Below are 19,079 nucleotides of genomic sequence, written 5' to 3' on the forward strand. Positions count from 1 at the left end.
GGTGGCGACCCCGCCCGGACCCGACGAACGCTGGTGCCGCGCGAGCCCACTGGCAAGCACCAGCCCCGATACGCTATCGTGTGCAAGCCCCGGACCGGTGGTTCGCATGGCATTGCATTCGTTCACGAACCCGACCCGAGATGGCCACCCTCGACGCCCTGCTCGCGCAATCGCTCCGGCTGTTGCCACATCACGCCGTTTCCCGGCTCACCCATCGCGTCGCGCGCTGGGACTCCCCGCGGATGCAGCCGCTGCTGCGGTGGTTCATCCGCCACTACCGGCTCGACATGGGGGAGGCACAGCCCTCGGACCCGGCAGCCTATGCCAGCTTCAACGCGCTGTTCACCCGGCCGCTGCGTCCCGAGACACGGCCGCTGGAGGGGGACGAACGCAGCATCGTCAGCCCCGCCGACGCGCGGGTCAGCGCGTTCGGCACCATCGAGGGCGGGCAGATCTTCCAGGCCAAGGGGCACCGCTACACGGTGACCGACCTGCTCGGCGGCTTCAGCGATCTTGCCGGGCCGTTCGCGCGCGGTCATTACCTGACCGTGTATCTCTCCCCCCGCGACTACCACCGCGTGCACATGCCGCTATCCGGGCGGCTGACCACGATGGTGCATGTGCCGGGACGGCTGTTCTCGGTGGCTCCGCGAATCGTCGCGCACACCCCGCGGCTCTACGCCCGCAACGAACGCGTGGTCGCGTTCTTCGAGACGGGCAGCGGCCCGATGGCGATGGCGCTGATCGGCGCGATCAACGTGGGGTCGATCGAGACGGTCTGGGCCGGGGAGATCACGCCGCCGGCAGGGCGCGCGATCCGCCGAATCGACTACAGCAACCGGCAGATCGATCTCGAACGCGGGGCCGAGATGGGGCGCTTCAACCTCGGTTCCTCGGTGGTGCTGCTGCTGCCCGAAGCGCCGCTGCGATTCGGCCCGGCCCTGGGGCCGGACTCCGAGGTACGCGTGCGCTCCGAGGTCGCACGGATGCTCGATGTTTGACTACCTGACGGTTGACTGGCCGAGGGCTCGAACCGATCCCGCTGCCCGGCACCGACGGTGCCGTGACCTGCGCCTGGTCTGCCGCGCACGCCGGTTGCGCACGCGCCGTTGGTGATACCCAAACCGCCGGCCGGCCCGTCAGGCGCGCTCCCAGGGGAAATCGATCACGCCGGTGATGTCATCGACGTCGAGCAGGCGCATCAGCAAGCGATCGATCCCCAGGGCCACCCCTGCGCAGTCCGGGAGCCCCGACTGCATGGCTTGGGCGAAATACTCGTCGGCCTCCGGAATTGGCTGGCCCTGACGCTTGCGGCGCGCACGATCCGCCTCTCGCCGTGTCAGGAACACCGCCGGATCGGTCAGTTCATGAAACCCGTTGGCCAGTTCCAGGTCGCCCCAGTACAACTCGAACCGGCTCGCGCACCCGGCTGCGCGCGGGCTGGGGCGAGCCAGAATCGCCTGGCTCTCCGGGTAGTCGACGATGAACGTCAGCCGGTCCGCGGGAAATCGAGGAGCCAGCACCAGCGCCATCAGCGCATCGAGCCAGCCGTCCCGGTCGAGATCGCCGGCGAGTTCGAGACCGGCGTTGCGCGCGGCGCTCTTGCACTGAACGACGGTGCAGCGCAGCGGATCCAGGCCGAGTTCGCTCCGGAAGAGTTCCGCATAGGCGACGCAGTGCGCAGCACCGGCAGGTTGGGCCCAGGCCCGATCCTCCGCCGCGACCGCCTGCACCAGATCCTGGACCTCATCCATCAGGCGCCGGTCGTCGTAGCCCAGCCGGTACCATTCCAGCAGCGTGAACTCGGGGTTGTGGCGCCGCCCCTGTTCCTCGCCCCGGAACACGCGCGCAATCTGGTAGATATCGCCCGAGCCGGAGGCCAGCAGGCGTTTCATCGGATACTCGGGAGACGTCTGCAGGTAACCGGTCGCGCCGCCCGGAGCCGCCGCGCGCCAGCTCTCGACCCCGGGATCCAACGGCGCACCCCGCGACAGCACCGGGGTCTCCACTTCGAGCACGCCGCGCCGCGCGAAAAAACGGCGTATCGCCGCATTCACCCGGGCGCGCGGCTGACGTGACGCGCCCGCGCCGGGCCGCCAGTTCACCGCGACGTCCGCCGCGACCGGGATCGCGGCCGCTGTGCCATCCGGCGCGAATTCCCGGCGGCTGGGCCAGCCACGACCGTAGCCAGCTCGACGCCTTGCCTGCGCTGCCTCAGACGCGCGAGACGTATTCCCCGGAACGGGTGTCGACCTTGACCGTCTCGCCCTCTTCCACGAACAGCGGCACCTTGACCACCGCGCCGGTTTCCAGCGTCGCCGGCTTCGTGCCACCCTGCGCGGTGTCGCCGCGCACACCCGGGTCGCATTGCACGATCTTCAGCTCAACGAAGTTCGGCGGCATCACCGACAACGGCTCGCCGTTCCACAGCGTCACCGAGCACACATCCTGTTCCTTCAGCCATTGCGCGGCGTCGCCGAGTGCGGTCTCACCCACCGCGTACTGTTCGTAGGTATCCGGAACCATGAAGTGCCAGAACTCGCCGTCGGTGTAGAGATACTGCATCTCGGTATCCATCACGTCGGCCGCCTCGACCGTCTCGCCCGACTTGAAGGTCTTTTCCAGCACACGCCCGGTGCGCAGATTGCGCACCCGGACGCGGCTGAACGCCTGGCCCTTGCCCGGCTTCACGAACTCGTTCTCGACGATCGTCTGCGGATCGCCGTCGAGTAGAATCTTCAGCCCCGCCTTGAATTCGCTGGTACTGTACGTTGCCATATCGTGTCGTCCTCGCGGCCCTGCTGCCGCCTGCAAACGGAAACGTGGCCGGCCACCGAGGTAACCATGTCCACAAATCCCAGCATGATACCCCGCCCGCCGCCATCCGCCCAGACACCCGCATGGCAGCGGGCGCTGGCCCAGGCGATCACCGATCCGCTGGAACTGTTGCGCCGCCTGGATCTGCCCCCCGAACCGGGGCCGGGGACCCTGCAGGCGCATCGGGGATTCCGCACGCTCGTTCCGGAGAGCTATCTCGCGCGCATGCGGCGCGGCGACCCCCGGGATCCGCTGCTACTCCAGGTGCTGCCGCAAAATGCCGAGGTGATCGAACGCCCGGGGTTCCTGGCCGACCCGGTCGGTGACCGCGGAGCGTTGGCAGCTCCCGGCCTGTTGCACAAGTACGCCGGGCGTGTGCTGCTGGTGACCACCGGCGCCTGCGCGATCCACTGCCGCTACTGCTTCCGCCGGGAATTCCCCTATGGCGAACTTCAGGCGTCGCGGGACTGGGACGATGCGCTGACCTACATCCGGGCGCATACCGGGATCACCGAGGTCATCCTCAGCGGGGGCGATCCGCTGGCACTGCCCGACCGGCGCTTGGCGGATCTGGTGCGGCGCCTGGAAACCATCGACCACCTGCGCCGGCTGCGCATCCACACGCGGCTGCCCGTGGTGCTGCCGGAACGGGTCGACGCAGGCCTGCTCGCCTGGCTGGGGACGGGTCGGCTGGCGCATGTACTGGTATTGCACGCGAACCACCCCCGCGAGTTCGAGGCCCCTGCCGGAGCGGCGCTGGCAAAGCTGCGCGCTTCCGAGGTTACCCTGCTGAACCAGGCGGTGCTGCTCGCGGGCGTGAACGACGATCCGGACACACTCTGCGAATTGCAGCAGGCGGGTTTCGCGGCCGGCGTGCTGCCGTATTATCTCCATCTGCTCGACCGCGCCCGCGGCACGGGCCACTTCGAGGTCGACGAACGGCGCGCGCGCGCGCTGCATGCCATGCTGCGCGAACGGCTGCCGGGCTACCTGGTCCCGCGGCTGGTCCGCGAGATCGCCGGCGCGCCCAGCAAGGTGCCCGTGCCGGACGACCGCGACAAACCCGCCGGGATCGATCCGGCCCGCGTTGGCAAAGCTCGGGCTTTTTCCATACGATGACCGCGCCATGGACGCGACTTGGGGCAGTGCATGAATGACCTGACGACAGACTCGCCATTCCTACTCCCCCGGCGTGCCCCACCGGAATCCGGAGGCTTTCCGCCCCTGGCACCGGACGCGCTCGCGCAATGGATCGACGACCGCCCGCTGGCCGACACACAGGCGGCCGCGGCCGCGATGCTCGAGGCCGTACACGCGATCAACCGCATCGCCATCGCGCCTGAACGTCTCGCGGTACTTGCCGATCTGCTGGACTCCCGGGTTCTGCCGATGCTGGAACTGCTCGAGCAGCGGCTGCGCCAACTGCCGGTTCCGCTGGGGCGCAAGAGCCGGGCACTCGCGGAAACCTATGCCGCGCTGACCGCTGAACTCGCCACCACGCATCTCCAGCGCGCGGATGACGAGCTGCGAGGGGACGGTACGGACGAACATCGGGAACTGCCTCATCTGGCCCGGGCCATGCTGCTGACCGGGTGCCGCTGCATGCATGCCTGGCGACTGTACCAACCTTTGCCCAAAGGTACGTGGCTGCTGATCCATCGGATTTTCGAAACTGCCGAACGCCTGGGCATCACCAAGCGCGCCGTGCCGCTACACGCCAACCCGCACGCGCTGGCTGCCAACGACATCGACGCGCTGACCGCCCGGCTCGCGGTACTCAGCGCCACCAATGTCCATGCGCTGCGGCAAGGCGAAATCGACCCACTCGCACGCTGGCTGACCTCCCTGCCGCTGCGCTGCCAGGACAGCCCGCCGGAAGCTGACGCCGACGGCACCCCGTTCCTGCGTATCCAGCTGGATGAGGACCGCCCCCCGTCGTTGCTGGCGGGAGGCCATCCACCTGCAACAGGGGCAGTCCGCTACGTTGCCCTGGGCCCGGTACTGGCGGCGATCCGCTCGGGCCCCGGGAATACGGCGCAGGGCTGGCACCCGGTCAACGCGGCGCTGGACCGCCGGCTCCTGAACCTCTGGGTCGCGGGACCAAAGCGTCACTTCAGCCGCGAACCTGCCGACACGGGCCCGGTCGTCAGCGTCACCGGCCTTGCGGACATTCACGCAGCGGTCCGCGCCGACTACCGATACCAGCGCGACCTCGCGCGTGGCGAAACCAGCCTGTTCCCCTCTGGAATCCTTCCTCCTGGGCCAGACAGCAGTGGCAGCCGGGTCCCGGGAGTGTTCACCGGCAGCGGTACCGGGTCGGACGAAGGCAGCGGCCTCAGTCTCGAGCAGCGCACCACGGAGACATCGGGGGAAACCCGCTGGCTCGCGGACCAGGACATGGACCGCCTCGCCGCCGCCTGGAACGCGGCGCAGCACGGGGCGGACCCACGCCTGCAGGATGCCGGTGCTGCCTCGGCGGCCCGAGTCCCCCGCCCGATCGCCGCTCGACTGCGCGACCTGGGTGCCGGGGGACTCAGCCTGCGTCTCTGCGCACCGCCCCAGAAGGTATTCAGCGGCGACCTGATCGCGATCCGAACCACGCGTCAGGGGCGCGTCTACTGGCAGCTCGGCATGATCCGCTGGCTGCGCTACGACACCCCCGAGGATGTGACGGTCGGCATGCAGTTTCTCGCGCCGGTGTGTTCGCCGACCGAGATCCAGGCCTACCGCGCGAATAGACCTACGGGAAAGGTTTTTCCTGGGCTGTTGCTGCGCCTGCCCGGCGAACCCGCGCGCGGCAGCCTGGTGTTCGCCCCCGGATCGTTCGCCGAGGGCACCCGGGTCGTGTTCCGCCAATCGGGAGAACAGAAGACGGTGTCGCTGGACGCGATTCGGTGCGAGAGCCACACCTTCGCCCGTGCCGATTTCCTGCTGTCGGACGTGACGCGCGCATGACCGTGGGCCTGGACCCGCGATACAGGCGCGCGTAGCGACGCGCCCCCCTTGGTCAGCAGGGCCGCAACTTGGGTATCATGCCGGACAGGGGAACTTGACAGCGAAACCGCGTCGAACCCCGGGACACAGGCCGTATCGTCCGGGCAGAACTTGCCACGGCGGTGTCTGCGTTCGCTTTGCCATATCGTGTGCAGCCAACAGGATATACGCGATCCGGAAAACCATGGATGTCAACGATGACTGCAGCGATCGAAATTCTGTTCGTCACCCTGGACCCGGAACGGGCCGAGCGCGTGATCAGCGGCATCCGGATGCGCGGCACTGCGGTGCGTGCGCGGCAGGCGTCGGACCGTACCGAACTGGACGAACTGCTCGCGTCCAGCCGCTTCGACACCGTCGTGCTGATCGAATCCGGGCTGGATCTGCAGCTTGAAGATATCCGCTCGGCGCTGCACCAGTCGGGAAGGCAGACGCCAGCCATCGTGATCACCTCGCGCCCGGAAACCGAGCGGCTGGCGATTTTCGACGCTGGCGCGTTCGGAGTGGTCGGCTGCGGCCAGGAAGAAGTCGCCGCGATGCTGATTCTGAAGGCGGTCGAGTACCAGTTCTGCTGCAATCAGTTACACCGAACCCGCAATACGCTGCAGGAAGCCGAACGCCGCTACCTGCTGCTGCTGGACAGTTCGCGTGACCCGATCGCCTACGTCCAGGACGGCATCTACCTGTATGCCAACGACGCCTGGCGCGAATTCTTCCAGATCGAGACACCGGAAGACCTGGCGCGGTACAGCCTCGACGACTTCATCGCCCCGGAGCAGCAGGACCTTCTGCAGCAGCTGCTCGACTCGCGCCGCGATCAGCCGGATACGGTGGAAACCACTCAGGCGATGACCCTGCGCGACGCGCAAGGGCGATCCTTCGAGGCCCAGGTCGTGCTGACCGACGCGACCGTCGACGGAGAGGACTGTACGGTATTGCGTGTCGCCACCGAGCGCTCCACAAGTTCGACGGGTCAATTGTCGGTCCTCGACCCGGTCACGGGACTGTACAACCGGCGCTACCTGATTCGCTCGCTTGAGGACGCGCTGGTCACCGCCGCGCGCTCCGGGTTGCTGTTTGCACTGATCGACATCTCGATCGACGACTTCGCGTCAATCCGCATCGAGCGCGGGCTGAGCACGTCGGACATCCTGCTCGCCGACCTGGGCGTGTTTCTCAGGGAGCGTTTTCCCGCGCCCGCCACCGTCGCCCGCCTCCGCGGCGAGGAGTTCGGCGTGCTGGTACCCAACGTGCGGCGTGCGGAACTGGAACCACAGCTCGACACGCTGATCCGCGACGCATCGGAGCGACCGGTCAACCTGGGACAGGACACAATCAAGGTCACGTTGTCCTGCGGCGTCGTGATCGCCGACAACTCGGTTCCCACCGCCGAGCACCTGCTCGCACGCACCACCCGCGCGCTGGAACAAGCGCGCAGCGCGGGCGGAAATCGCTGCCATTTCCATCGCCCGGAGGACGGGGGACCGGCGCGTACCGAGTCCGACCAGGCCTGGCACGCACGGATCGAGGAGGCGATGGCCAACGACCGGCTGCGGTTGCTGTACCAGCCTGTGGTCAACCTGCATGGCGCCGACGTTCCCCGTTTCAACGTGTTCGTCAGGCTGTTCGGGCCCGAAGGCCAGATCTACCAACCCAACGATTTTCTTCCCGCAGCCGAGCGTACCGGAATCGCGGCCGAACTCGACCGATGGATCATCCGCCATGCCATCGAGGTACTCGCGCAGCGCCTGAAGCAGGATCCGAAGGCGACCTTCTTCCTGAAGCTCACGCGCGGCTCACTGAACGACGGCTCGGTCGTCGTTTGGCTGCAGGAAGTGCTGCACCAGCACAGGGTTCCGGCGGGCAATGTGGTGGTCGAGATCAAGGAGGCGACGATCATCACCAACCTGAAGGCGGCAATCGCCGCCGCACGCGGCCTGAAGGCGATCCACAGCTGCCTGTGCATCGACGATTTCGGCAACGGGCTCAATCCGTTCCATATCCTCCGCCACGTGGATGCCGACTACATCAAGCTCGACGGAGCCTTTGTTCGCGAACTGGTCACCGACGCAAACAACCAGCAAGCCATCCGCCGCTTCACCGATGCGGCCCACGCCAAGGGCAAACAGGTGATCGTGCCACGGGTCGAGGACGCCGCGACACTCGCGGTCCTGTTCAGCCTGAATGTGAACCTGGTCCAGGGCTATTTCGTGCACCCGCCCAGCGAACAGCTGGACTTCGATTTCACACAGGTTCTCTGAAGGCGCGCGGGAAGGCAATCAGCGCAGATCCCGCGTCGAACGCCGCGCGTCGCATCGATGACGCTGGCATGCCCAGCCTGCACGGCAGGTGCTGGCGTCACTTGTTCCAGAACTTCAGATCCTCGAAGAATCCGCGCACGCCGTCCAGCCAGGAATGCGTCTGCGGACTGTGCCGCGTGCCGCCCTCCTGGGTAGAGGCGTCAAATTCCTCCAGCAGTTCCTTCTGCCGATGGGTGAGATTGACCGGCGTCTCCACCACCACCCGGCAGAGCAGATCGCCGACACCACCGCCGTGCACCGAAGTCACGCCTTTCCCGCGCAACCGGAACTGCTTGCCGCTCTGCGTCTCGGCAGGGATCTTCAGCGACACACGCCCCTTCAGGCACGGCACCTCCAGTTCTCCGCCGAGTGCGGCGGTCGCGAACGAGATCGGCACTTCGCAGTGCAGGTCGTTACCGTCGCGCTTGAACAGCTTGTGGGGCTTGACCCGCACCTGCACATACAGATCGCCGGGCGGACCGCCATTGATACCCGCTTCGCCCTGGCCGGATAGCCGGATCCGGTCGCCGGTGTCAACCCCGGCCGGGATCTTCACGTCCAGCGTATTCTGCTGCTGCACCCGGCCGGTACCGCCGCAGGCCTTGCACGGGCTGGGGATCACCTTGCCGGTACCGTGGCAGCGCGGACAGGTCTGCTGAACCGAAAAGAAGCCCTGCTGAATCCGCACCTGCCCGACACCATTGCAGGTGGGACAGGTCTCCGGGCTGGTGCCGGGCTCGGCGCCGCTGCCGTCGCAGGTATCGCAGGCGGCGGTGGTCGGTACGCGGATCTTGACCTCGGTACCGAACACCGCCTCCTCCAGCGTGAGCTCCAGGTTGTACTGGAGGTCCGAGCCACGGAAGGCACGGGCTCCGCCAGCTCGACCGCCGCCACCGCCGAAGATGTCCCCGAATATATCCTCGAAGATGTCGCTGAAGCTGCCACCGCCGGCGCCACCGAACCCGCCGGGCCCGGCCGCCGACGCATCGACGCCGGCATGGCCGTAGCGGTCATAGGCGGCGCGCTTGCGCGCGTCGCTCAGCACGTCGTAGGCCGCCCGTGCCTCCTTGAACTGGGCCTCGGCGCTGGCATCGCCCGGGTTGCGGTCCGGGTGATACTTCATCGCCAGGCGGCGGAACGCCTTCTTGATCGCCTCGGGTGAAGCGTCACGGGCGACGCCGAGCACTTCGTAATAGTCACGTTGCGCCATCTCGGATCCTTGCGGGTTGCCGCAGCGCCCTTTCCGGGCCACGCGGTAAAAGGCACGCCCGGTCCCCTGTCGTGCCGGTCCCGGGCGTGCCTGATCGGGTCAACCGCAGACCGCCGGACCATTGCGGCACCGGCGGCGCAGCGGCTTACTTCTTCTTGTCGTCGACCTCTTCGAACTCGGCGTCCACGACGTCGTCCGACGACCCGGAGCTCTCGCCGGCGTCGGCATTTCCGGTTTCGCCGCCGCTGGACTTCGCGTACGCCTTCTCGGCAAGTTTGCCCGAGGCCTCGGCCAGCTTCTGGGTAGCGGCCTCGATCGCTTCCACATCGTCACCCTTCATGGCGTTGCGCACCTCGCCGATCGCGGCCTCGATCGCGGCCTTCTCGTCGGCTTCGACCTGGTCCGCCAGATCCTTCAACGACTTTTCGGCCGAGTGCACCAGTGCGTCCGCCTGGTTGCGCGCGCCAACCAGCGCGTGGAAGCGCTTGTCTTCCTCGGCGTGCGCCTCGGCGTCCTTCACCATCTTCTCGACTTCCTCGTCGCTGAGTCCGGACGAGGCCTTGATCACGATGCGGTTCTCCTTGCCGGTGGCCTTGTCCTTCGCCGATACGTGCAGGATACCGTTCGCATCGATGTCGAAGGTAACCTCGACCTGGGGCACCCCGCGCGGAGCCGGAGGGATGTCGGACAGGTCGAAACGGCCGAGCGACTTGTTGGCGCTCGCCTGCTCGCGCTCGCCCTGGAGCACGTGCACGGTCACCGCGGTCTGGTTGTCGTCAGCAGTCGAAAACACCTGCGTCGCCTTGGTCGGGATCGTCGTGTTTTTCTCGATCAGCTTGGTCATCACGCCGCCCAGCGTCTCGATTCCGAGCGACAGCGGCGTGACGTCGAGCAGCAGCACATCCTTCACGCTGCCGCCCAGCACCCCGCCCTGCACCGCGGCCCCGACGGCGACCGCCTCGTCCGGGTTCACGTCCTTGCGCGGCTCCTTGCCGAAGTAACCCTGGACCGCTTCCTGCACCTTGGGCATACGGGTCTGCCCGCCGACCAGGATGATGTCGTCGACCTGCCCGGTAGACAGGCCCGCGTCCTTGATCGCGATCTTGCAGGGCTCGATCGTCCGCTGGATCAGATCCTCGACCAGGCTCTCGAGCTTGGCCCGTGTCACCTTCATCGCCAGGTGCTTCGGCCCGGTGTTGTCGGCGGTGATGTAGGGCAGGTTCACCTCGGTCTGCTGGCTGGACGACAGCTCGATCTTGGCCTTTTCCGCCGCCTCGCGGATACGCTGCATCGCCAGCGGATCGCTCTTCAGGTCGATCCCCTGTTCCTTCTTGAACTCGCCGACCAGGTAGTCGATCAGGCGGTTGTCGAAGTCCTCGCCACCGAGGAAGGTATCCCCGTTGGTCGCCAGCACTTCGAACTGGTGTTCGCCGTCGACCTCGGCGATCTCGATGATCGAGATGTCGAAGGTGCCGCCGCCGAGGTCGTAGACCGCGATCTTGCGGTCACCGCGCTTCTTGTCCATGCCGTAGGCCAGCGCTGCCGCGGTCGGCTCGTTGATGATGCGCTTGACCTCAAGACCGGCGATGCGCCCGGCGTCCTTCGTCGCCTGGCGCTGGGAATCGTTGAAGTAGGCCGGCACCGTGATCACCGCCTCGGTGACGGTCTCGCCGAGGTAGTCCTCGGCCGTCTTCTTCATCTTCTGCAGCACGCGCGCGGAGATCTCCGGCGGGGCTATCTTCTTGCCGCGCACCTCGACCCAGGCGTCGCCGTTGTCGGCCTTGATGATCGAGTACGGGACCAGCTGAATGTCCTTCTGGACCTCCTTCTCGTCGAAGCGGCGACCGATCAGGCGTTTGACCGCATGCAGCGTGTTCTTCGAGTTGGTGACAGCCTGGCGCTTGGCGGACTGCCCCACCAGCACCTCGCCATCTTCGGTGAAGGCGACGATGGAAGGCGTGGTGCGGGTTCCTTCGCTGTTCTCGATCACCTTCGCCTGGTCGCCTTCCATCACGGCGACACAGGAGTTGGTGGTACCGAGGTCAATGCCGATGATCTTTCCCATGGTGTGCAGCTCCTGCGATCAATTAGGTGTTTGCGGCGTTCAACGGGGTTGTCCGCCGTCTGTCTGTCCGGGATATGGGGTGGCTGCCGGGGTTTTCAAGCGCTGCCGGAGGATTCATCCGGCGCCCGCGACACGATGACCATCGCCGGGCGGAGCACGCGACCCTGGAGCAGATAGCCCTTCTGCATCGTCATCAGCACCGTGTTGGGCCGATGTTCCGCGCTTTCCTGCGTGGTCATCGCCTGGTGCCGCTCTGGGTCGAAACGCTCGCCGGTCGGATCCACCGACTCGATCCCGAACTTGTCGAAGGCCTTGCGCAAGGCCTTCAGCGTCAATTCGGTTCCCTCGATGATGCTGCCCGCGTCCTCGGTCTTGCGCGCCGCGTCCAGCCCCATCTCGAGGCTGTCGCACACCGTCAGCAACTCGGATGCGAATCGCTCCATCGCGTACTTGTGTGCCGCCTCGAGCTCGCGTTCGAAGCGACGCCGCTGGTTTTCCATTTCCGCCTGCGCGCGCAGCAGCTGATCGCGGCGCTGTTCCGCCAGCTCCTCGAGTTCCGCGAGCCGCGCCTGGATGTCTTCGCCGCCCTCTGCCGCCGGCGCTTCGGCCGCGCTTGTCGACGTGTCCTGTGCCTCCTGGTGTACGGACTCGTGTTCCACGTTTTCCCGCTGGTTGGACATGCTTCCCTCTTGCTGGTCACGAAAACGAATCGCGGTACGCCGATGCGCCCGCGCCTCAACGGCTGTCTGGGGGCTCGTTCCGGGAATTCAAGGCGGCGCCGAGCAGGCGCGCGGTGATATCGACAATCGGGATCACCCGGTCGTAGGACATACGGGTCGGCCCGACCACCCCGAGAACGCCGACGATCTCACCGTCGACGCTGTAGGGCGCGGTGACCACCGAGCAATGCTCGAACCATTCCAGACCCGACTCCCGGCCGATGAAGATCTGGACCCGGTCGGCCCGGATACACTGATCCAGGATCGCCAGGATCTCGCGCTTCTCGTGGAACGCCTCGAGCAGCTGGCGCAGCCGCTGGATGTCGGCCAATTCGTCATAATGCAACAACTGCGTCTCGCCGGCCACCAGCACGTCGTCGGGGTCGTCGGCGCCGATCGCGCGTTCGCCGAGGTCGATCGCCGCCAGCATCATCGCATCGAGATCGCGGCGCACCGAACGCATTTCCGCAAGCAGTTGCCGGCGCACCACCTGCAGCGCCTGCCCCGCCAGGTGGGCGTTCAGGTAGTTGGCCATGCGCTGCAGCTCCGGCGGCTGATAGTCCCGCTCGAGCTCCAGCACCCGGTTCTGCACTTCCTTGCCGTCGATCACCAGAATCGCGAGCACCCGGCGTTCGCTCAGGCGCAGAAACTCGATCTGGGTCAGCGCCACGTTGCGGTTGCGCGGCAGGCGCACCATGCCGGCCAGCCGGGTCACGCTGGACAGCACGCTCCCGGCCGCGCCGAGCAGGTCCTGGGTCGTCGCGCCCCGGTGAAAGTGCGACTCGATCGCTTCCACCTGCTTGCGGTTCGGCGCCCGGATCTCGAGCAGTGCGTCGACGAACAGCCGGTATCCGGCCGCGGTCGGCACCCGCCCCGCGGAGGTATGCGGCGCATGCACCAGCCCCAGATCCTCGAGATCCGCCATCACGTTGCGGATCGTCGCCGGGCTCACGTTCAGTCCGCTGGTGCGGGCCAAGGTGCGCGAGCCGACCGGTTGACCGTCTCGGATGTAGCTCTCGATCAGCGTGCGCAGCAATGTCCGCGCGCGGGCATCGAGTTGGAATTCCTGCATGCCTCGCTCTCGTGTCAGCGCTTGGGGTCGGTGAGTGCCAGCCCAGTCTATGCCATGGCCCTGGGCAGTCAAGACTGCCGCAAACCGGCTGCTGAAGACCCCGGGTGCGCGCACCCGCGGTTTTCCGGATAATGCAGCGATGCAAGCAACCTTCGGCACGATCGGGCTGGTCGGCAAGGGCGACGATTCCCGGACCGCCCCGCTGGTATCGACCCTGCTCGACGCATTGCACCAGCGCAGTCTGGGCGTAATCATCGAGCAAGGCATCGGAGATTGCGAACACCCCTCCGGGTGTACGGTGGCTCCGCTCGCGGAACTGGCTGGAACGGCCGACCTGATCGTGGTGATCGGCGGCGACGGTACGCTGCTTGCGACCGCACGCGCAACGGCCGCGTACGGCACGCCGATACTCGGGATCAACCTCGGACGCCTGGGGTTTCTGGTCGACGTATCACCGGACCGGGCAGTGGCCGAACTGAACGAGGTACTCGACGGCGCCTACGAGGTCGAGCCGCGCGCGATGCTGCAGACCACGTTGCTGCGCGATGGCAGCCCGATTTACCAGGGGCTGGCGCTGAACGATGCCGTCCTGCACGTACAGAGCGTGGTCCGGATCATCGAGTTCGACACCTTCATCGACGGGCTCGACGTCGGACGACTGCGCGCCGACGGACTGATCATCGCCACGCCCACCGGCTCGACCGCCTATGCGCTGTCGGCGGGCGGCCCGATTTTGACGCCCGAACTGGAAGCGATGCTCGTGGTGCCGGTCTGCCCGCACAGTCTCAATCACCGGCCTCTCGTCGTCAGCGGGCGCGCGGTCATCGAGATCAAGCTCAGCAGTGCCAGCCGTTCTCCCGCCCAGGTCGCGCTGGACGGCCAGGAAAACCTGGATTTCGCGCCCGGAGACGTGCTGCGAGTCGAGCGGCGGGCGGAACCCCTAACGCTGGTGCATCCCCGCCATCATCATTTTCTGCGCATGCTGCGCTCCAAGCTGCGCTGGGGCGAGCATCCCTGAGCGCCGGGACGGAAACCAGGCATGCTGCGGCACATCACGGTCCGGGACTTCGCGATCATCGATCAACTGGAGCTCTCGCTCGGCGCGGGCATGACCGCGCTGACCGGGGAAACCGGCGCAGGCAAGTCGATTCTGATCGACGTGATCGGCCTGCTGCTGGGTGACCGGGCCGATGCCGCCAGTGTGCGCGACGGTGCCGCACAGGCCGACCTGAGCGCGGAATTCGAACTGCCGCCGGACCATCCGGCCTGCGCATGGCTGCGGGACGAGGCGCTGGCAGAAAGGACCGACGATCGCGACGGCCCGGACACGACCGGCGTGCTGCTGCGCCGGGTCATCACCGCACAGGGAAAGAGCCGGGCCTGGATCAACGGCCGGCCGGTGACGGTGACTCAATTGAAGCGGGTCGGACAATGGCTGGTCGACATCCACGGCCAGCACGCGCACCAGCAGTTGCTGCAGCGGCCCGCCCAGCGGGCGCTGCTCGACGGCTTCGTCGCCCAGGACGTCCGCCGCGAGGTGGCCGCGGCCCACGCCGAACTGCAAGCCGTTTCCGCACGCCTGGACGCAGCGCGTGAACGGCTGGCATCGGCTTCCGACCGCCTCGACCTGCTGCGATTCCAGGCCGAGGAGATCCGGGAACTGGGGCCTTGCGCCGGCGAATACACGGAGATTGCGGGCGAACAGACCCGGCTCGCGCATGCGGCGGAGGTCCTCGGGGCACTGCAGACCGCGCACCAGGCGATCGACGACGACGCCGGGATCGACTCGAGTCTCGGCCAGATTCTGGCCGGCCTGCAGGATGCCGCACGCCATGACAACCGGGTCGAACCCGTACTGGAACTGCTCGAATCCGCACGCATTCAGGTGCAGGAGGCCGGCGACCAGCTGCGCCGCATCGCCGAGCACATCGAGATCAATCCCGAGCGACTCGCCGAGGTCGACACGCGGGTCGCCATCTACCTCCGGCTGGCCCGCAAGCATCGGATCGAACCGGACGCGCTGCCGGCCCTGCTCCGGGCGATGGACGCCGAGCAGCAAGAGCTCGAAACCGGCGACGCGGCAGTCGCTGCGCTGGAACAGGACCTCACCGCGGCGCAAGCCCGCTACGACCGGTCAGCCGCAGCGCTGAGCCAGGCGCGGCGCGCGGCCACCGCGCGGCTCGATCCGGCCGTGACCGAGGCGATGCAGGAACTGGGAATGACCGGCGGGCGGTTCCGGATCGAGCTGCAGGACCGGCCCGACGAGGCCGGTCCGCAGGGGCGCGACCGGATCGAGTTTCTGGTGGCGGCAAACCCCGGCTCCGCACCGCAGCCGCTGGCCCGGGTGGCCTCCGGGGGCGAACTGTCCCGGATCGGCCTGGCACTGCAGGTACTCGCGAGCGCAGAGCAGCCGGTGGACACCCTGATCTTCGACGAGGTCGACAGCGGAATCAGCGGCGCAGTCGCCGAGGTGGTCGGGCGCAAACTACGCGCGCTAGGCGAACGCTACCAAGTGCTCTGCGTCACCCATCTGCCCCAGGTCGCGGCGCAGGCCCACTGCCAGTTCCAGGTCAGCAAGACCCGTGGACACGACCATGCGCGCACCGAGATTACCCACCTCGCCCCAGCCGACCGGATCGAGGCATTGGCCCGGATGCTCGGGGGCGTGGCACTGACGGAACGCAGCCTGGATCACGCCCGCGAGATGCTGGAGGCCGCCGCCGCGGCAGCCTCCGGCGATTCGCAAACGCGGCCGCGCCAGTAGAAACGCCCCCGGGCGCCTTGGGACTCAGCCGGGCCGGTGCGGGCAGTTCTCGTCGATGCAGTCGCCGTGGATCACCAGCGCGTGATCCTGGATCCGGTACCCGTGCTCCGCCGCGATCTCGCGCTGACGTTGCTCGATGGTATCGTCGAAAAACTCCTCGACGCGACCGCACTGGTTGCAGATGATGTGATCATGGTGGCCGCCCCGATCGAGTTCGAAGACCGCCTGATTGCCCTCGAAACGCAACCGCGACACCAGCCCTGCGGCCTCGAACTGGGTGAGCACCCGGTAGACCGTGGCCAAGCCGATCTCCTCGCCGGAATCGAGCAACTCGCGGTAGATCGCCTCGGCGGTCAGGTGGCGGGTCTCGGATTCCTCCAGGATCTGCAGAATCTTCATTCTCGGGAGCGTGACCTTCAGCCCCGCCTTTTTCAGGTTTTGGGTTTCCACTGCCAGCTCCTTCACGCTCCGGAAGTCAGGTTCACGCCTGCTGCTGCCCCCGGGCGGATGTTGTACCATCGGGCGTTCGCAATCGCCTGTTCGGAATCACGCGCCCGATGCTCAAGATTCTCATTTCTATTGCCGTCACCGCAAGCCTGCTCGCCGCCTGCAACGTCCCTTCGTTCCGGCTCGACGTGCAGCAGGGCAACGCCATCGACGACGACAAGGTCGCGCAGCTGCGCGAAGGCATGACCGCGCGGCAGGTTGCCTTTCTGCTCGGCACCCCGCAAGTGAAGGGCACGTTCGTTCGCGAGGACCGCTGGGACTACGTCTACTATCACCGCCCCGGCCGTGGCGCAAGCGAACTGCGGCGGGTCTCGGTATTCTTCGACCACGGTCGCGTGGCACGGATCGAGGATACGCAGGCGCCTGGCGGTTGACCCGCCTTCCTCGAACGCTGACCCGCATGAGCTGCTAGGCGCTGCTGTCCGCGCTCGAGGCACCGCCCTTGCGGGTCGGCTTGCCTTGTGCCGCACGCTGGCGGCGCACTTCCTTCGGATCCGCAATCAGCGGGCGGTACAGCTCGACCCGGTCGCGGGCGCGCAGCGCGGTGTCCATCCGCGCGAGCTTGCCGAAGATGCCCACCTTTGCCGAGCCCAGGTCGATCTCCGGGAACCGTTCGGCAATGCCGGACTGCTGCAGCGCGTCCTGCACTGTCGCACCGGCCGCCACCTCCACCGGCAGCACCACCTGCACGTCCGGCCGCGCGTAGGCCACCTCGACCGCGATTCTCTGCGCGGCGTTCGGTTCGCCCTGCTCAGTCATCGTCGCCCCCGTGAACCTTCCGTGCGCGCTGGACGAAGGCATCCACCAGCGAATTGGCCACCTGGTTGAACACCGGGCCGATTGCCATGGCCATCAGGCGGTTCGAGAACTCGAACTCCAGGTCGAGCACGATCCGGGTGCCCCCCTCCTGCTCACTGAACTGCCACCCGCCCTGGAGCCGGCGGAACGGCCCGTCGATCAGCTGCATCCGGATCCGGTGCGGCGGGTCGAGGCGATTGCGCGTGGTGAACGACTTGTGCAATGCGCCCTTGGCCAATTCGATCCGCGCCTTGATCTCGTCCTCCCCGGTTTCCAGGATCCGCGCGCTGCGACAGTGCGGCAGAAACTCCGGGTAGGCCTCGACGTCGTTGACCAACGCGAACATCTGCTCGGGCGAGTACGGGACCACCGCCAAGCGCTGGATGCGGGTCGGCATCAGACCAGGCCGACCGCACGCAGGAACACCACCAGAATGGCGATCGGCGCCACGTAGCGGAGGAGGAAGTACCACAGCGTGAACAGCCAGCCCAGCTTCAGGCGCAGCTCGGACTGCACCGAGCGTTCGGTCATGCGCCAGCCGACGAACAGCGCGATCAGGAATCCGCCCAGCGGCAGCATGATGTTCGCGGTCAGGAAGTCGAGCAGGTCGAGGATGCCGCGGTCGAACAGCGTGTATTCCGACCAGACGTTCAACGACAGCAGCGCGCCGATTCCGAGCAGCCACGCGAGCATCGCCACCACCGTGGTCGCGAACACCCGGGTCGCCCCGAGGTTCTCGACCAGGAAGGCGACCGCCGGCTCGATCAGCGAGATCGCCGAGGTCCAGGCGGCAAACACCAGCAGCACGAAGAACAGCGTCCCGAAGTACAGCCCGAGCGGCATCTCCGCAAAGGCCAGCGGCAATGTAACGAAGATCAGCCCCGGACCCTGGGCCGGCGACAGGCCGGCGGCCAGCAGGATCGGGAAGATTGCCAGCCCTGCCAGCAATGCCACCAGGGTATCGGCCGCGACCACCGTACCCGAGGTCCTCGCGACCGAGGCGTCGCTGCTCAGGTAGCTGCCATAGACCATGATCGCCCCCATCCCGAGGCTTAGCGTGAAGAAGGCCTGGCCCATCGCCAGCAGCACCGCGTTGGCCGACAGCGCCGAGAAGTCCGGGTAGAACAGGAACCGCATTCCGTCCATGAACGCGCCTTGCGCCATCGAATAGCCGACGAGAACGATCAGCAGCACCACCAGCGCGGGGACCAGGATGGTGACCGCACGTTCGAGCCCGGACTGCACCCCCCGCGCGACGACCATCGCGGTCATCACCATGAAGATGGTGTGCCAGGCGAGCAGCGCCTCCGGATTCGCGAGCATCGCTCCGAACAGCTCCGAGGAGCCCTCGGCATCCAGCCCGGAGAAGCTCCCGCTGCCGGCCTTGAACACATAGGACAGTGCCCAGCCGGCGATCACGCTGTAAAACGACAGAATCAGGAACCCGGCCAGCACTCCGACCCAGCCCATCAGCCCCCAGCCACGGCTCAGGCCCTCCTCGCGGGCAACGGTCAGCATGGTGTTGATCGGGCTCTGCCGCCCCCGGCGCCCGAGCAGGATCTCCGCCATCATGATCGGCAGGCCGATCAGCAGGATGCACGCAAGGTACACGAGCACGAACGCCCCGCCCCCGTTCTCGCCGGCGATATAGGGAAACCGCCAGATGTTCCCCAACCCCACCGCGGAGCCCGTGGCCGCGAGAATGAAGGCCAATCGCGTGGACCACTGCCCGTGGATGGAAATGGTTGCTGGCATCGATCTGCTTCCCCCTGGTTTTGGCGGATTGTGCGGCAAGGCCGACAGGGGCTCAACTGAACCCTGCTGGATCGATGC

The 19,079-nt window shown here is 67.0% G+C and carries 17 protein-coding genes; 7 read left to right on the forward strand and 10 right to left on the reverse strand.

Translation table 11 applies throughout. The features are described from left to right. Positions 1-140: 140 nt before the first annotated feature. Complete coding sequence (gene asd, locus THITH_RS12675; protein WP_006748508.1) at positions 141-1,001, forward strand: archaetidylserine decarboxylase; 861 nt, start codon at positions 141-143, stop codon at positions 999-1,001. A gap of 138 nt (positions 1,002-1,139) precedes the next feature. Here asd and epmA read toward each other — a convergent pair whose 3' ends face one another. Continuing rightward, positions 1,140-2,105 (reverse strand): EF-P lysine aminoacylase EpmA, encoded by a 966-nt coding sequence (gene epmA / locus THITH_RS12680; protein WP_006748509.1) that lies wholly within the window; start codon positions 2,103-2,105, stop codon positions 1,140-1,142. Between the two features lie 109 nt (positions 2,106-2,214). Next, entirely contained in the window at positions 2,215-2,778 is a 564-nt protein-coding gene (gene efp, locus THITH_RS12685; RefSeq protein WP_006748510.1) for an elongation factor P, read from the reverse strand. Positions 2,779-2,844: 66 nt separating this feature from the next. On the opposite strand from efp, the gene epmB reads away from it, so the two are divergent. The 3 genes from epmB to THITH_RS12700 all read left to right on the forward strand — a co-directional run bounded on the left by epmB (position 2,845) and on the right by THITH_RS12700 (position 8,072). Next, the gene (gene epmB / locus THITH_RS12690) at positions 2,845-3,936 is read left to right on the forward strand and encodes an EF-P beta-lysylation protein EpmB (protein ID WP_006748511.1); all 1,092 of its coding nucleotides are present in this window, start codon (positions 2,845-2,847) and stop codon (positions 3,934-3,936) included. Between the two features lie 30 nt (positions 3,937-3,966). Further along, a complete protein-coding gene (locus tag THITH_RS12695) occupies positions 3,967-5,772 on the forward strand; it encodes a hypothetical protein (protein ID WP_006748512.1) in 1,806 nt (601 codons plus the stop codon). Between the two features lie 236 nt (positions 5,773-6,008). Continuing rightward, positions 6,009-8,072 carry an EAL domain-containing response regulator gene (locus THITH_RS12700; protein ID WP_006748513.1) on the forward strand — a complete coding sequence of 688 codons (2,064 nt, stop codon included), beginning with the start codon at positions 6,009-6,011 and terminating at the stop codon, positions 8,070-8,072. A gap of 97 nt (positions 8,073-8,169) precedes the next feature. On the opposite strand, the gene dnaJ is transcribed toward THITH_RS12700, so the two are convergent. From dnaJ to hrcA, 4 genes are all read right to left on the reverse strand, one after another. Beyond that, positions 8,170-9,321, reverse strand: a complete 1,152-nt coding sequence (gene dnaJ, locus THITH_RS12705; protein ID WP_006748514.1) for a molecular chaperone DnaJ — start codon at positions 9,319-9,321, stop codon at positions 8,170-8,172. 145 nt (positions 9,322-9,466) lie between these two features. Further along, positions 9,467-11,386 carry a molecular chaperone DnaK gene (gene dnaK, locus THITH_RS12710; protein ID WP_006748515.1) on the reverse strand — a complete coding sequence of 640 codons (1,920 nt, stop codon included), beginning with the start codon at positions 11,384-11,386 and terminating at the stop codon, positions 9,467-9,469. A 95-nt stretch (positions 11,387-11,481) separates the two neighbouring features. Next, complete coding sequence (grpE, locus tag THITH_RS12715; protein ID WP_006748516.1) at positions 11,482-12,066, reverse strand: nucleotide exchange factor GrpE; 585 nt, start codon at positions 12,064-12,066, stop codon at positions 11,482-11,484. Positions 12,067-12,121: 55 nt separating this feature from the next. Continuing rightward, a complete protein-coding gene (hrcA, locus tag THITH_RS12720) occupies positions 12,122-13,177 on the reverse strand; it encodes a heat-inducible transcriptional repressor HrcA (protein ID WP_006748517.1) in 1,056 nt (351 codons plus the stop codon). Positions 13,178-13,316: 139 nt separating this feature from the next. Here hrcA and THITH_RS12725 point away from each other — a divergent pair, with 139 nt between their 5' ends. Continuing rightward, positions 13,317-14,195, forward strand: coding sequence for an NAD(+) kinase (locus THITH_RS12725; RefSeq protein ID WP_006748518.1), 879 nt, complete (start codon positions 13,317-13,319; stop codon positions 14,193-14,195). 21 nt (positions 14,196-14,216) lie between these two features. Next, complete coding sequence (recN, locus tag THITH_RS12730; RefSeq protein ID WP_006748519.1) at positions 14,217-15,941, forward strand: DNA repair protein RecN; 1,725 nt, start codon at positions 14,217-14,219, stop codon at positions 15,939-15,941. Between the two features lie 24 nt (positions 15,942-15,965). Here recN and fur read toward each other — a convergent pair whose 3' ends face one another. Then, positions 15,966-16,391, reverse strand: coding sequence for a ferric iron uptake transcriptional regulator (fur, locus tag THITH_RS12735; protein WP_006748520.1), 426 nt, complete (start codon positions 16,389-16,391; stop codon positions 15,966-15,968). 107 nt (positions 16,392-16,498) lie between these two features. On the opposite strand from fur, the gene THITH_RS12740 reads away from it, so the two are divergent. Further along, positions 16,499-16,822, forward strand: coding sequence for an outer membrane protein assembly factor BamE (locus tag THITH_RS12740; protein WP_006748521.1), 324 nt, complete (start codon positions 16,499-16,501; stop codon positions 16,820-16,822). A gap of 34 nt (positions 16,823-16,856) precedes the next feature. On the opposite strand, the gene THITH_RS12745 is transcribed toward THITH_RS12740, so the two are convergent. The 3 genes from THITH_RS12745 to THITH_RS12755 are packed head-to-tail and all read right to left on the reverse strand — an operon-like array spanning position 16,857 to position 19,001. Next, positions 16,857-17,207 (reverse strand): RnfH family protein, encoded by a 351-nt coding sequence (locus tag THITH_RS12745; protein ID WP_006748522.1) that lies wholly within the window; start codon positions 17,205-17,207, stop codon positions 16,857-16,859. Continuing rightward, complete coding sequence (locus tag THITH_RS12750) at positions 17,200-17,643, reverse strand: type II toxin-antitoxin system RatA family toxin (protein ID WP_006748523.1); 444 nt, start codon at positions 17,641-17,643, stop codon at positions 17,200-17,202. The genes THITH_RS12745 and THITH_RS12750 overlap by 8 nt, the downstream gene beginning before the upstream one ends. Further along, positions 17,643-19,001 (reverse strand): sodium-dependent transporter, encoded by a 1,359-nt coding sequence (locus THITH_RS12755; RefSeq protein ID WP_006748524.1) that lies wholly within the window; start codon positions 18,999-19,001, stop codon positions 17,643-17,645. The genes THITH_RS12750 and THITH_RS12755 overlap by 1 nt, the downstream gene beginning before the upstream one ends. Positions 19,002-19,079: the final 78 nt, after the last annotated feature.

The sequence above is a fragment of the Thioalkalivibrio paradoxus ARh 1 genome, assembly GCF_000227685.2.
Taxonomy (GTDB): Bacteria; Pseudomonadota; Gammaproteobacteria; order Ectothiorhodospirales; family Ectothiorhodospiraceae; genus Thioalkalivibrio; species Thioalkalivibrio paradoxus.